At 75.8% G+C, this 14,079-nt stretch carries 11 protein-coding genes; 9 read left to right on the forward strand and 2 right to left on the reverse strand.

Features of this window, described 5'->3' with window-relative positions:
• Positions 1–372 precede the first annotated feature (372 nt).
• From ACSHWO_RS30975 to ACSHWO_RS30985, 3 genes are all read left to right on the forward strand, one after another.
• Positions 373–1,725, forward strand: a complete 1,353-nt coding sequence (locus ACSHWO_RS30975; protein WP_438317117.1) for a cytochrome P450 — start codon at positions 373–375, stop codon at positions 1,723–1,725.
• Between the two features lie 75 nt (positions 1,726–1,800).
• Positions 1,801–2,415 carry a TetR/AcrR family transcriptional regulator gene (locus ACSHWO_RS30980; RefSeq protein WP_385838935.1) on the forward strand — a complete coding sequence of 205 codons (615 nt, stop codon included), beginning with the start codon at positions 1,801–1,803 and terminating at the stop codon, positions 2,413–2,415.
• A complete protein-coding gene (locus ACSHWO_RS30985; protein ID WP_385838931.1) occupies positions 2,399–4,033 on the forward strand; it encodes an isovaleryl-CoA dehydrogenase in 1,635 nt (544 codons plus the stop codon). The genes ACSHWO_RS30980 and ACSHWO_RS30985 overlap by 17 nt, the downstream gene beginning before the upstream one ends.
• 81 nt (positions 4,034–4,114) lie before the next feature.
• Here the strand turns inward: ACSHWO_RS30985 and ACSHWO_RS30990 are convergent, their stop codons facing one another.
• Entirely contained in the window at positions 4,115–4,672 is a 558-nt protein-coding gene (locus ACSHWO_RS30990) for a hypothetical protein (RefSeq protein ID WP_438317121.1), read from the reverse strand.
• A gap of 163 nt (positions 4,673–4,835) precedes the next feature.
• Here ACSHWO_RS30990 and ACSHWO_RS30995 point away from each other — a divergent pair, with 163 nt between their 5' ends.
• Positions 4,836–5,987 (forward strand): S8 family peptidase, encoded by a 1,152-nt coding sequence (locus ACSHWO_RS30995; protein ID WP_438317124.1) that lies wholly within the window; start codon positions 4,836–4,838, stop codon positions 5,985–5,987.
• Positions 5,988–6,013: 26 nt separating this feature from the next.
• Here ACSHWO_RS30995 and ACSHWO_RS31000 read toward each other — a convergent pair whose 3' ends face one another.
• A complete protein-coding gene (locus ACSHWO_RS31000) occupies positions 6,014–7,432 on the reverse strand; it encodes an amidase (protein WP_438317127.1) in 1,419 nt (472 codons plus the stop codon).
• A gap of 146 nt (positions 7,433–7,578) precedes the next feature.
• On the opposite strand from ACSHWO_RS31000, the gene ACSHWO_RS31005 reads away from it, so the two are divergent.
• From ACSHWO_RS31005 to ACSHWO_RS31025, 5 genes are all read left to right on the forward strand, one after another.
• Entirely contained in the window at positions 7,579–8,181 is a 603-nt protein-coding gene (locus ACSHWO_RS31005; protein WP_438317130.1) for a TetR/AcrR family transcriptional regulator, read from the forward strand.
• A gap of 78 nt (positions 8,182–8,259) precedes the next feature.
• Positions 8,260–8,547, forward strand: a complete 288-nt coding sequence (locus ACSHWO_RS31010; protein WP_385838907.1) for a DUF6225 family protein — start codon at positions 8,260–8,262, stop codon at positions 8,545–8,547.
• A 217-nt stretch (positions 8,548–8,764) separates the two neighbouring features.
• Complete coding sequence (locus ACSHWO_RS31015) at positions 8,765–10,273, forward strand: glutamate synthase subunit beta (protein ID WP_438317134.1); 1,509 nt, start codon at positions 8,765–8,767, stop codon at positions 10,271–10,273.
• A gap of 69 nt (positions 10,274–10,342) precedes the next feature.
• Complete coding sequence (locus ACSHWO_RS31020) at positions 10,343–12,361, forward strand: prolyl oligopeptidase family serine peptidase (RefSeq protein WP_438317137.1); 2,019 nt, start codon at positions 10,343–10,345, stop codon at positions 12,359–12,361.
• Positions 12,362–12,445: 84 nt separating this feature from the next.
• Entirely contained in the window at positions 12,446–13,804 is a 1,359-nt protein-coding gene (locus ACSHWO_RS31025) for an MFS transporter (RefSeq protein ID WP_438317140.1), read from the forward strand.
• The last annotated feature ends 275 nt before the right edge of the window (positions 13,805–14,079 follow it).

Genomic DNA, 14,079 nt, shown 5'->3' on the forward strand with positions numbered 1-14,079 from the left:
GGGTCCCGCGGCCGCCGCGCACGGCGGGCTCGTCGTTCCCCTGGCGACAGTGGCCGGGAGACACCGCCCCTTACACCGGTGCGGCACCTCCTCTCGTCGCACTGCCGACGGCCGTGCGTACGCCGCCGGGCCGGGCCCCCGGACCCGGCCCGCGGCGGTCCGCCTCGGGCCGGCCGCCGCGTCCGCGGAATGCCGGTGCCGACGGGCGGGAGCGCTGAAACCGGCCCGAGGGCTGCGCCCTGCACCCGCGCCTCGAACGCCGACGGGGTGTCATCGGGCGCCACACCTCCCGTACAGTCCGTGATGTCGTGCCGACGCTCCGTCAGAGAAGGTTGCCGGCGGGCGGCATCGACGAGGAAGCAGGAGGAGACCGTGGCCACCGAAGCAGGCGTCGACCGGGACCCGCTCCCGCAGGCCCCCGAACCGGGCCGTCCGGTCCCCGAGCTGGACCCCGTCCACGTACGGCGGTGGCGCGCGGAGGGCGGCGAGCTCGTCGACCTGCTCGCCCTCGCGCGGGAACGGCTCGGCGGTGTCGCGGCGTTGCACCTCGGGCCGGTGGACGCGGCCGCCCCGCCCACGGTCCTCGTCACCGACCCCGGGGCCGTCCGGCACGTGCTCGCCCTCCACCCCGACCGGTACGTCAAGCGCTCCCACCGGGCCCGTCTGCTGATCGGCGACGGGGTCCTCGCCGCCTCCGGGGAGGCCTGGAAGCGGCAACGCCGCCTGCTGCAGTCGCAGTTCACCGGCACCGGGATGCGCCGCTACGAGCAGCGGATCGAGCGGGCCGCCGACACCGCCGCCGCGCGCTGGGCCCGGTACGCCGCCACCGGGCAGCCCCTCGACGTCGGGCGGGAGATGCGCCGCTTCGCCCTCGACACCATCTGGCGCTCCCTGACCGGGCACCCCCTCGACGCCCGGACCGAGGGCGAGCTGGGCGCCGTGGAGGACCTGGCGGCGGCGCTGCCCACCCTGCCCGCCGACGACGCCGGCGCCCGGGACGCCGTCGCCGCGGACGTCGCCCGGATCGACGCCGTCGCCCGGTACGCCATCGACGCCGCCCGCACCGGTCCCGCCGGACCCGACGGGCCCGGGCTGCTGCACGTCCTGGTCGACGCGGCCGCCGAGCGGCCCGAGTACACCGACCGCCTGATCCGCGACGAGCTCGTCACCCTGCTCTTCGCCGGGCACGAGACCACCGCGACCACTCTGACCTGGTTGTACCTGCTGCTGGACCGGAACGCGGGGGCCCGCGGGCAGGCGCTCGCGGCCGGTGGCCCGGGCTCCGCGGGGCGTCGGCATGCGGTCCAGGCGCTGGTCCACGAGACGCTGCGGCTGTATCCGTCGGCCTGGATGCTGCCCCGCCACGCGGCCGAGGACGACGTCCTGGCCGGGCATGCCGTCGCCGCCGGCACCGACCTGCTGGTGTGCCCGTACCTGACGCACCGCGACCCGGAGCTGTGGCCGGACCCGGAGCGCTTCGACCCCCGGAGGTTCACCACGCCCCGGGGCCGTCCGGCCGACCCGGGCGCCTACCTGCCCTTCGGGCTGGGCCCGCGCGCCTGCCTCGGCCTGCAGTTCGCCCTGCGCGAGTCCACCGTACTGCTGGAGCGGCTGCTGCCCGCGTACACCGTCGCCTTCCGGTCGACGCCCGCCCGCACCGCGTACGGCATCACCGTCCGCCCCGACGGCCCCACGCCGGCGACGCTGACCGCCGCCGCGCCCTGAGGCGGGGCCCGCTCGTCCGGCCGCGGGCGGGCCGGGGCTTCCCTGAAGCAGTGAATCGGTGCTTCAATCCTTCCTGTGCCCTACCGTCGCCCCCCTGCCGTGCAGGCCCGCCTCGACGCCCGCCGCGACCGGGTCCTGGAAGCCGCCGTCCGCCTGCTCTCCCGGGAGGGGTACGGCGGCTGCTCCGTCGCGGCGATCGCGGCCGAGGCCGGTATCTCCACCGGCAGCGTCTACCAGTCCTTCTCCGGCAAGTCCGAGCTCGCCGCCGCGCTCTTCCGCACCCTGGTCGCCCGCGAGCTGGAGGCGGTCGCCGCCGCCGCGGACCGCCCAGGAACGGCCGCCCGGCGGGTGGCCGCAGCGGTGGAGACGTTCGCCTCCCGGGCGCTCCAGGCCCCCCGGCGGGCCTTCGCCCTCCTCGCGGAGCCCGCCGACCCGGCCGTCGACGCCGAACGCCTCGTCTTCCGCCGCGCTTTCCGCGACGTGTACGCCGAGCGGATCGCCGCGGGTGTGGCCGCCGGCGAACTGCCCCCGCAGAACCCCGAGCTGACCGCCGCCGCACTGGTCGGCGCCATCGCCGAGGCCCTCGTCGGGCCCCTCGCCGACGGCGACGCGGCCCCCGGCGACGTCATCCCCGGCCTGATCACCTTCACCCTGCGCGCCCTTGGAGGACACGATGCCGCAGACGCATGAGGTCACCAACCAGGTACCGCCGCACCACGGCTACGACGCCGCCGACGATCCGGCCCTGCTGGCGGCCCTCGACCGCGAGGGAGCCGGCTGGGCCGCGCCCGAGCTGCACGAGGTCGGCGTCCTCGCCGGCTCCGAACGGGCTGCGGACTGGGGGCGCCTGGCCAACGAGAACTCGCCCGTGCTGCATACCCACGACCGCTACGGCCACCGCGTCGACGAGGTCGAGTTCCACCCGTACTGGCACGAGCTGATGCGCACCGCCGTCGGCCACGGCCTGCACGCCGCCCCCTGGGCCGACGACCGGCCGGGCGCGCACGTCGCCCGCGCGGCGAAGTTCCTCGTCTGGGGCCAGGTCGAGGCGGGCCACACCTGCCCGGTCTCCATGACGTACGCGGCCGTGCCCGCCCTGCGCGCGGCGCCCGCACTCGCCGAGTGGCTGGAGCCGCTGCTCGCCTCCCGCACCTACGACTTCGGGCTGCGCCGCCCCGACACCAAGCGCGGGCTGATCGCCGGCATGTCGATGACCGAGAAGCAGGGCGGATCGGACGTCCGCGCCAACACCACGACCGCCGTCCCCGCCGGGGACGGCACGTACCGGCTGACCGGGCACAAGTGGTTCACCTCGGCGCCCATGTCGGACGTCTTCCTCACCCTGGCGCAGGCCCCGGGCGGGCTGTCCTGCTTCCTGCTGCCGCGGGTGCTGCCCGACGGCAGCCGCAACCGCCTGCTGCTCCAGCGGCTCAAGGACAAGCTGGGCAACCGCTCCAACGCCTCCGCCGAGATCGAGTACGACGAGGCCTTCGGCTGGCTGGTGGGGGAGGAGGGGCGCGGGGTCGCCACCATCATCGAGATGGTCAACATGACCCGTCTCGACTGCGTCCTCGGCGGGGCGTCCGGGATGCGCCTCGGCGTGATCCGGGCGGTCCACCACGCCACCCACCGGCGGGCGTTCGGCAAGGCGCTGATCGACCAGCCCCTGATGCGCAACGTCCTCGCCGACCTGGCCCTGGAGTCGGAGGCCGCCACCGCCGTCGCGATGCGGCTGGCCGGGGCCACGGACCGGGTCGCCCGGGGCGACGGGGACGAGGCCCTGCTGCGTCGGCTGGGGCTGGCCGTGACCAAGTACTGGGTGTGCAAGCGGGCCCCCGGGCACGCGGCCGAGGCCCTGGAATGCCTGGGCGGCAACGGGTACATCGAGGACTCGGGCATGCCCCGCCTGTACCGGGAAGCCCCGCTGTCGTCCATCTGGGAGGGCTCGGGGAACGTGGCCGCGCTGGACGGGCTGCGGGCCATGGCCCGGCAGCCGGAGACCGTGGAGGCGTTCTTCGCCGAGGTGGGGCTGGCCGCGGGTGCCGACCGGCACCTGGACGCGGCGGTGGTCGGGCTGCACAAGCAGCTCGCCGACCCCGCCGAGGCCGAGTACCGGGCCCGGCAGCTGACCGAGACGATGGCCCTGGTGTTCCAGGCGTCGCTGTTGCTGCGGCACGCCCCGGCCGCCGTCGCCGAAGCGTTCTGCGCCTCCCGGCTGGGCGGGGGGCACGGCGGCGCGTACGGCACCCTTCCGACGGGGGTGGACACCGAGGCCGTCCTCGCCCGGGTCCGTACGACGGCTGCCTGACGCCGAGGACGTGGCCGGGGCCGGGGCCGGAGCCGGGGCGGCGGCGGGACCGCTGCCGCCCCGGCCCGGGACGCGCGCCCGTTACGGGTGCCAGACCTCCTTGATGGTCTTGACCTTGCCCTCGCCGTCGACGGTGATGTCGTAGATGTTGCCCGAGCAGGTGTACGGCTGCTTCACAGGGGTTTTCGTCAGGCAGTCGCCGGCGTGCATCCACAGCTCGCCGACCGGGACGGTCTTGGTGGAGCCGGAGCCGGTGGACAGCTCCGCCTTGACCTCCTCGGCGAACAGGTAGTACTTCGCCTCGCCCTTGCCGTGGTAGATCCAGTCGTTCGGCGTGCACTCCGGCTGCGCGTCCTTGGCGGACATCGAGCCCTTCGACGGCGGTACGGCGACCTCGACCATCTTGTGGCCGGCCGGCAGCTTCGGCGGCTGCCCGCAGTCGCCGCCCGGCGCGGCGGCGCCGGCGGAAGGGCTCCCGCCCGCGGGCGCCTGGGCGGACGGCTTCGCGGAAGGCTGGGCGGACGCGCCGGAGCCCCCCGTGGTGCCGCCCGCCTGTGTGTCCTCGGGCCCGCAGGCCGCGACGGAGCCGAGCGCGGCGACGAGCGCAAGGGCGCCGATGGTACGTCGAGTTGACCTCATGTCAAATCCCCCGATGGCTGAAATCCGTTGTGATCATGCCTGATCGGTGATGTGTTCTACACCAGACGTGGTTGAAGATCCAATTGTCTCGTGCAACCGCGCCGCCGCCCCGGACGTCTCCGCCCCCGGCGGCACACGGCCGCACCGGCGACGGGGGACGGACATGGCACGCGCACGCACCCACGCGATGGCGGCCACCGCGGTGGCGGTGGCACTCGTCGGGCTCTCGGCCTGCTCCCCGACCGAGGACCCGGCCACCCCGGGCACCCCCGGCCCCTCCGCGGCCTCCTCCGGCGCACCCGGGCCCGCCCCGTCCGTCCCGCCGGGCGGCGGGGCCTCCGGCGCGCCCGGCCCGTCCGGCGCCCCCTCGGGCGGGACGCCGCCGTCCGGGAAGCCCGGCGCCGCGCCCGCCCCCCGTACGGGGGTCCCCTGGAACCTGGACCGGATCGACCAGCGCAGCCGTCCGCTCGACGGCACCTTCGCCCCCGGCGCCGACGGCAGAGGCGTACGCGTCTACGTGCTCGACACCGGCCTGGACGTGAAGCACGCGGAGTTCGGCGGCCGCGCCTCCCTCGGCGCCGACTTCGTCGGCGACCCGGACGCCGGAGACTGCCTCGACGGCGGCGGGCTGGGGCACGGCACGTTCGTGTCCGGCATCATCGGCGGCCGCACCTTCGGCGTCGCCCCGCGCGCCGAACTCGTCCGCGTCCAGGCCATCGCCTGCGAGGAGGGCGGGGGCGGTTCGGCGCGGGCGGAGGACGCCGGCCCGGCCGCCGGGGACTCCGTCGTCAAGGCGGTGGACTGGGTGGCCGAACACGCCCGCCGCCCGGCCGTGGTCAACATGTCCCTCAACCTGGAAAAGCGCTCCACCGCCCTCGACGCGGCCGTCGAGCGCCTGATCGCCTCGGGAATCCCCGTCGTCGTCTCGGCGGGCAACTTCTCGGACGACGCCTGCGCGCACTCCCCGGCGGGGGCGCGCGGCGCGCTCGTGGTCGCCGCCTCCACCGCCGACGACAAGCACTGGCGGGACAGCGACGCGTTCGGCTCCGGGCACGGCACCTGCGTCGACCTGTACGCCCCCGGAGAGAAGATCACCTCCGCGGCGGCGGGCGGTGGCACCGTCACGAGCGACGCCATCGCCACCTCGTGGGCCGCCCCCCACGTGGCCGGTGCCGTCGCGCTGTACCTGTCCGCGCACCCCGACGCCACCCCGGCGCAGGTCCGCGCCTGGATCACCGAACGGGCCTCCCGGGACGTCCTGACGGGAGTCCCGCCCCGGACCCCCGACCGGCTGCTCGACGCGAGCGGCAGGTAGCGGGGTCGGGTCGAGCGGGGCACGTCTCAGCCGCGCGGGTCGACCGGCGTCAGGACGCCGAGCCGGTCCTCCACCGCACGAGCCGCGTCCAGGCACAGGTCCTCGCGGAACGCCCGCCCCACGATCTGTACCCCGCTCGGCAGCCCGTCGGCGTCCGTCCCGGTCGGTACGGCCACCCCGGGCAGGCCCGCGAAGCTGGTCGCCGTGCACAGGCGCAGGCCCGCCGCGACCCGGTCCCGGCCCGCCCGGTCCCGTGACTCCAGCCCCGGTTCGACGGGCGGCTCGGTGAACGACGGCCCGAGCAGCAGCGGCCACTCGTCCAGGAACTCCGCCCACGAGCGGCGGACGCCCAGCCAGGTGCCCATCAGCCGGACCAGTCCGGCCGCGTCCACCGGAGGCGTCCGCTCCATCGCCATCTCGATGTAGCGGCTCCCCTCCGGCCCGAGCAGCCCGCGCACCGCCGGCCAGGACGGCGCGAACTCCGTCATGGTGATCCGCTCGTACGCCTCCAGCGTCTCGTCCAGCCGCGGCACGTCCGCCACCTCGCGCACGTCGTACCCGGCGTCGCGCAGCGCCTCCGCCGCCGCCTCCACGGCCGCCCGCACCTCCGGGTGGACGCCGTGCCCGCCCGGGTCCGCCACCACCGCGACCCTGACCGGCCCCGGCAGCGGTTCCCCGCGCACCGGTACGGGCAGCGCCCGCGGGTCGCGGGGGTCGGCCCCGGCCAGGACCTCGTACGCCAGCCGCAGATCGCGTACCCGGCGGGCCAGCGGGCCGTCGGTGACCAGCATCTGCGAGGCCGGTCCGGGGTCCTCGGGGCCGAGGACGCGGTGGTCCGCGGGGAACCGGCCGGTCGTCGGCTTGAGCGCCGCGACCCCGCAGAAGTGGGCCGGGACGCGCAGCGAACCGCCGGAGTCGTTGCCGAGCCCGAGCGCCGCCATGCCGGTGGCCACGGCCACCGCATCGCCCCCGCTGGTCCCGCCGGGGGTACGGGCCGGGTCCCACGGGTTGACCGTGTCGCCGAACAGTTGGCTGCACGTGTGCATCCCGGCCAGGACCAGCGTCGGCATGTTGGAGTGCCCGACCGGGATCGCCCCGGCCGCGCGCAGCCGCGCCACCGGGGGCGCGTCCGCGGCCGCCACCAGGTCCCGGAACCGCCGCGCGCCCAACGTGGTCGGCACCCCCGCCACCGCCGTGGTCTCCTTCACGGTGAACGGCACGCCCGCGAGCGGCCCCGGCTCCTCGCCGGCCGCGCGCCGCCGGTCGAGGGCGGCCGCGTCCGCCAGGGCCCGTTCCGCCATCAGCTGGGTGACCGCGTTCACCTGCGGGTTGACCTCGGCGATCCGCTCCAGGTGGCTCGCGACCAGCTCCACCGCCGAGACCTCCGCCCGGCGCACCGCCTCCGCCTGCTCCGCCGCCGACAGCCGCCAAAGGGGATCGCGCACGGCGCCCCCACCTCCCCGTACTCGTTGTGATGCGCTTGCATCGGAACGGTACCCAGGAACCGATGCGGCTGCATCGAATAAAGTGCCCCGGGTGGCCGCGCGCGGCCCCGGACGACCCGCCCGGCACACCAGGACAGGAGACGCGCATGCCCCGGCAGGTGGACCACGAAGGCCGGCGCCGCGGGATCGCCGAGGCCGTCTGTGCGCTCGCCGACGAGAGCGGGCTGGAGGGCGTCACCCTGCGCGACGTCGCCGACCGCGCCCAGGTGTCGATGGGCGCCGTCCAGCGGTGCTTCCGCACCAAGGAGGAGATGCTCCTCTTCGCCCTCGGCCACATCGGCGACCGCATCGGCGAGCGCGTACGGGCCCGCCTGGTCCGCAGCCCCGCCCAGTCGGCCGGCACCGCCCTGGGCCACGCCGCCACCGAGATCGCCCTGTTGCGGGGCGAGCACCGCGCCGAGGCCCGGGTGTGGCTGGCCTTCCTCGCCCAGGCCGCCGTCAGCGAGCCACTGGCCCGTGCGGTGCGGGCCAACTACGCAGCCCTGCAGGACGTGTTCACCCGACTCGTCGCGGAGGCCGCCGGGGACGGGGCCGCCCTCCCGGACCCGGCCCGGCGGGCCCGCACCCTCCTCGCCCTCGCCGACGGACTGACCGCGCACGTCCTCATCGGCCACCTCACCGAGAACCAGGCCCAGGACGTCCTGCACGCTCACCTGGCCGCCCTCTGGGAGGGTGTCAACGCGCCCTGAAAAACTGACCCGTGTCCGGAAAAAACCGTTCGGCGCGGCGCGGCCGCCGGTGACCCCGGGTGCCTCTACTGTCTCCGCATGGCTGAGACGTTCGATCACAACCCCCAGGTATGGACTGCCGGCCGGCTGCGCGAGGTGCTGGCCGCACTGCCCGACGACACCCCGATCCACATCGGCGTTGCGGACGGCCCCGGCGACTTCGAGAGCTACGGCGAGTACGTCCTCGTGGACGCCGAGCCGGTGGAGCTCGACATGGACGGCGACGAGGGCGGCGCGGGCGCCGCGGGTGGTCCGGCCGAGCCCCGGGTGCAGTTCACGCTCTTCGCCGACGCCACGGCCGGCGTCTACCACCTCGACCTGGACTGACCGGCCCGCCGGCCGGCCCCCGCCCCGCGGGAGCGGGCTCGGGCGCGGGCCCCGGCCGGATGCGCAGGCCGGAAGGGCGCCGACAGGCGCCGGGCAGGCGCCGGCCGGGTGCCGGGCAGGCGCCGGCCGGGTGCCGAGCGGTCGCCGGGACGGTGCGCCCCACCCGGCGTAGCCTGGTCTGAACGCCGGAACCGCCCGAGAGCCTGGGAGGCGGCGCATGACCGATCCGCACGGCTTCCTCCGCACCCCCCGCAGCCCCGTCCCGGCCCGGCCCTCGGGCGAGCGGCTCGGCGACTGGCAGGAGGTGCACGCCGGGCAGGCCCTGCTGCCCCTGGTGTCCGCACAGGCCAACCGGTGCATGGACTGCGGGATCCCCTTCTGCCACGCCGGCTGCCCGCTCGGCAACCTCATACCCGAGTGGAACGCGTACGCCGCGCACGGCGACTGGCAGGCGGCCTCGGACCGGCTCCACGCGACCAACAACTTCCCCGAGTTCACCGGCCGGCTCTGCCCCGCCCCCTGCGAGGACTCCTGCGTCCTCGCGATCAACTCCGACCCGGTCACCATCAAGAACGTCGAGCAGACCATCGCCGACCAGGCCTGGGAGCACGGGTACACCGCCCCCGTCCCGCCCGCCCGGGCGACCGGCCGGACCGTGGCCGTCATAGGGTCGGGCCCGGCCGGGCTCGCCGCGGCCCAGCAACTGACCCGGGCCGGGCACACCGTCGTCGTCCACGAGCGCGCCGACAGGATCGGCGGGCTGCTCCGCTACGGCATCCCCGCCTTCAAGATGGCGAAGCCGCACCTGGACCGCCGGATCGCGCAGATGCGCGACGAGGGCACCGTCTTCCGCACCGGGGCGGACGTCGGAGGCGGCGTCGACCCGGCCGACCTGCGCAGACGGCATGACGCCGTCGTCGTCGCGGTCGGCGCCGGCGAGCGCCGCGAGCTGCCCGTACCGGGCCGCGGCCTGCACGGCATCCACCAGGCCATGGAGTACCTCACCGGCGCGAACCGGGTTCAGGAGGGCGATCTCGCGGCGGCCCCGGTCAGCGCCGAGGGCCGGCACGTGGTGATCGTCGGCGGTGGGGACACCGGCTCCGACTGCCTCGGCACCGCCCTGCGGCAGCGCGCCCGGTCGGTGGTGCAGCTCGACATCAACCCGGAGCCCGGCCCCGGCCGCTCCGACACCGAGCCCTGGCCCGTGTACCCGAGGGTCTACCGGATCTCCCACGCCCACCAGGAGGCCCGCGACCGCCACGGCGGCGACCCGCGGATCTTCGCCCACGCCACCCTGCACTTCGACGGCGACGCGCAGGGCCGGGTACGGGCCCTGCACCTGACCGAGGTGGAACCGGTGACCCGGCTGCCCGTCCCCGGGACCGAGCGGGTCATCGAGGCGGGACTGGTCCTGCTGGCCCTCGGCTTCTCGGGACCGGAACGGGCCGCCGCCCTGGAGGAGCAGCTCGGCCTCACCCGGGACGACCGCGGCGCGTACGCCCGCACCCCCGGCTTCGCGGCCCTCCCGCAGCCGGCCCCCGCAGGCGGCCCCCCGGACCGCGCCGACGGGGTGTTCGTCGCCGGGGACGCCGGGCGCGGGCAGTCCCTGGTGGTGTGGGCCATCGCGGAGGGCCGGGCGGCCGCCGCCGCCGTCGACCGCTACCTCACCGGGTCGACCTCCCTCCCCGCCCCCGTGTGCGCGCACGACCGCCCCATGAGGGCCTGAGCGGCGGCGCGGCCGCGGTCCGGAGGGGATGCGTCACCGGGCGGCCGGCCCGGACGGCACAATCATGGGGTGACTGGTGAAGATCCGTTCCTGTGGTTGGAAGACGTCGAGGGCGAGGCCGCGCTGGGCTGGGTCGCCGAGCGGAACGCGGAGACCGCCGCCGCGCTCACCTCGGACCCCCGCTTCGAGGCACTGCGCGGCGCGCTGCGCGAGGTGCTCGACGACGCCGAGCGCATCCCCTACACCGTCCGCCGCGGGGCGTACCTCTACGACTACTGGCGGGACGCCGACCGGCCGAAGGGCGTGTGGCGGCGCACCACGCTGGAGCAGTACCGCAAGGACGATCCCGCCTGGGAGGTCCTCCTCGACGTCGACGCCCTCGCGGCGGCGGACGGCGAGGAGTGGGTGTGGGCCGGGGCCGCCGTCCGCTACCCGGACTACCGGCGGGCGCTGGTCATGCTCTCGCGGGACGGCTCCGACGCGGTCGTGGTCCGCGAATTCGACCTGGAGGAGCGGGCGTTCGTCGCAGGAGGCTTCGAGGTCGCCGAGGCGAAGACCCGGGTCGCCTGGATCGACGAGGACACCGTCTTCATCGGCGCCGACCTCGGCCCCGACTCCCTGACGGCCTCCGGCTACCCGCGCACCGTCCGCCGCTGGCGGCGGGGCACCGCCCTGGAGGACGCCGAGACCGTCTTCGAGGCCGAACACGCGGACGTCTCCGCCTCCGGCTGGTACGACGCCACACCCGGCTTCGAGCGGGCCTTCGTCTCCCGCGCCACCGACTTCTTCCACCACGAGCTGCACCTGCTCGCCCACGGCGACCGGCTGGTCAGGATCGACGTGCCGGCCGACGCCGGCGCGTACGCGTACCGGCAGTGGTTGGTCGTCACCCCGAAGAGCCCCTGGCTCGGCCACCCGGCCGGCTCGCTCCTCGTGTTCGACTTCGACGCCTTCATGGCGGGCGACCGCACCGCCCACGCCCTGTTCACCCCCGACGGGCGCACCGCCCTGTCCGGCCACTGCTGGACCCGCCACCACCTCATCCTGGACACGCTGGCCGACGTCGCCACCCGGCTGGAGGTCCTCACCCCCGGCCCCGACGGCTGGAGCCGCCGCCCGCTCGCCGACGTGCCGCCGCTGTCCTCCGCGTGCATCACCGACACCGACCCGGACACCTCCGACGAGTACTTCCTCGACGTGGACGGCTTCCTCCAGCCCTCCACCCTCACCCGCGGCCACATCGGCGGCGACACCGAGGTGCTCAAGCGGGCCCCCGCCCGCTTCGACACCGCCGGCCTGGACGTACGGCAGTTCTTCGCCACCTCCCGGGACGGCACGGCCGTGCCCTACTTCGTCGTCGGCCCCGCCGACCGCGACCGGCCCGGCCCGGCCCTGCTCTACGGCTACGGCGGCTTCCGCGACCAGCAGACCCCCGGCTACAACGCCCTCACCGGCCGCGCCTGGCTCGCCCGCGGCGGCACCTTCGTCGTCGCCAACATCCGCGGCGGCGCCGAGTACGGCCCCGCCTGGCACCAGGCCGCCCTCGGCGCCGACCGGGTCCGCGCCTTCGAGGACTTCGCCGCCGTGGCCGCGGACCTCACCGCCCGCGGAATCACCACCCCGGAGCGGCTCGGCATCACCGGCGCCAGCAACGGCGGCCTGCTCATGGGAGCCATGCTCGTCCGGTACCCCGAGCTGTTCGGCGCGGTCGTCGCCAAGGTCCCGCTCCTCGACATGCTGCGCTACCACCGGCTGCTGGCCGGCGCGTCATGGATCGCCGAGTACGGCGACCCCGACACCGAGGCCGACCGGCCGCACCTTCAGGACATCTCCCCGTACCACAACCTCGCGGCCGGGCGGCCGTACCCGCCGGTGCTGCTGATGACCTCCACCCGCGACGACCGGGTGCACCCCGGTCACGCCCGGAAGACCGCGGCCCGGCTGCGGGAGCTCGGCCACCGCGTCCTGTTCCACGAGAACACCGGCGGCGGCCACGGCGGCGCCTCCGACAACGAACAGGCCGCCCACAACCAGGCCCTCGCCTACACCTTCCTGTGGCAGCACCTCGGCGCCGACGCAGCGTCCTGACCGCTCCCGGCCGGTGGTCGGGGAGCCGCGGCGGGCGGAAAATGCTTTGCCGTCCGCCGCGGCCCTCGCGGACCATGAACCGCTGTGAGTACCGCCCGCCGCCTGTCGAACCTGCTGCCCGACCTCTCGCCGTGGCGCTCCAGCCGTGACTTCCGCACCCTCTTCTTCCAGGGCGCGGTGACCTTCTTCGGCTCCTTCATGGCCATGATCGCCCTGCCCCTGCAGATCAAGGAGCTGACCGGCTCCCCGCTCGCGGTGGGCGCGATGGGCGCGGTGGAACTCGTCCCGCTCGTCGTCTTCGGACTGTACGGGGGCGCGCTCGCCGACGCCCTCGACCGGCGGCGGCTCATCCTGCTGAGCGAGGCGGGCCTCGGCCTGCTGGCCCTGCTCCTGCTCCTCAACGCCCTGCTGCCGGACCCGCTGCTGTGGCCGCTGTACGTGGTCGCGGCCGGTGTCTCCGCGCTCTCCGGCCTCCAGCGGCCCGCCCTGGACTCGCTGCTGGCGCGGATCGTGCCGCACGAGCAGATGACCGCGGCCGCCGCGCTCAACGCCCTGCGCTACCAGATCGGCGCGATCGCCGGCCCGGCCCTCGCCGGCCTGGTCGTCGCCTACGCCGGGTACGCCGCCGCGTACGCCGTCACCGTCGTCGGGTTCGCCGTCTCCGTCGCCCTGTGCACCCGGCTGGCCCCGGCTCCGCCCGCGCCGGGCGCGGAGCGGCCCTCGCTGCGCGGGATCGCCGAAGGCGCGCGGTACGCGTGGAGCCGGCCGGTGCTGCTGGGAACCTACGCCGTGGACCTCGCGGCGATGTTCTTCGCCTTCCCCCACACGCTCTTCCCCTTCCTCGCCGACGAGCTCGACGCCGTGTGGGCGCTGGGCCTGATGTACTCGGCGGGCGCGGTGGGTTCGCTCCTGCTCGGGGTCACCAGCGGCTGGACCTCGCGGGTGCGCCGGCACGGCCTGTTCGTGGTGTGCGGCGCGGCGGTCTGGGGTGCGGCCGTCGCGGGCGCGGGCTGGTCCACGGACATCCGGGTCGTGCTGCTGTGCCTGGCGGTCGCGGGCGCCGGCGACATGTTGAGCGGGCTCGGCCGGGCGACCATCTGGAACCAGACGATCCCCGAGGAGCTGCGCGGGCGGCTGGCCGGCATCGAGGTGCTCTCGTACAGCGTGGGCCCGCAGCTCGGCCAGGTCCGTGCCGGAACCATGGCCGGCTGGACCGGCACCCGTCCCGCCTTCTGGGGCGGGGGGCTGCTGTGCGTGGGCGCGGTGGCGGCCCTCTGCGCCCTCCTGCCCGCCCTGCTGACGTACGACTCGCGGACCGACCGGGACGCCCGGCGCCGCCGCGAGGCACGGGAGGCGGCAGAGGCCGAGGTGGCCGAAGAGACCGGCGGGGCGGTCGGGGCCGGCGGGGCGGCCGGGGCGCACGAGAGCGGCACGCGCGCCTGACCGCCCGCGGGCGCGGTCGCGACCCGCCCCGGAGCGACCACCTGCACCGGCGCATGCCGGATGCAAGGGGGCGCGTACTGCGCTGGATGCGCCATTTCCGAAGAAATTCGTGGACCACGCGTGCACAAACGGGCGTCCGGTGCGATGGGCTGAGGATGGGGAGCCCTTTTCCGGAACTCCCGGGTGCCGGAGCGGGAACCGGCCCCTCCCGACACCCCATCCCACCGGAAGGTCGCGTACCGACGTGAACGCCGTCCAGACAGTTGCCCACGTGC

The organism is Streptomyces pallidus (ex Mingjun et al. 2026), assembly GCF_051550185.1.
Lineage (GTDB): Bacteria > Actinomycetota > Actinomycetes > Streptomycetales > Streptomycetaceae > Streptomyces.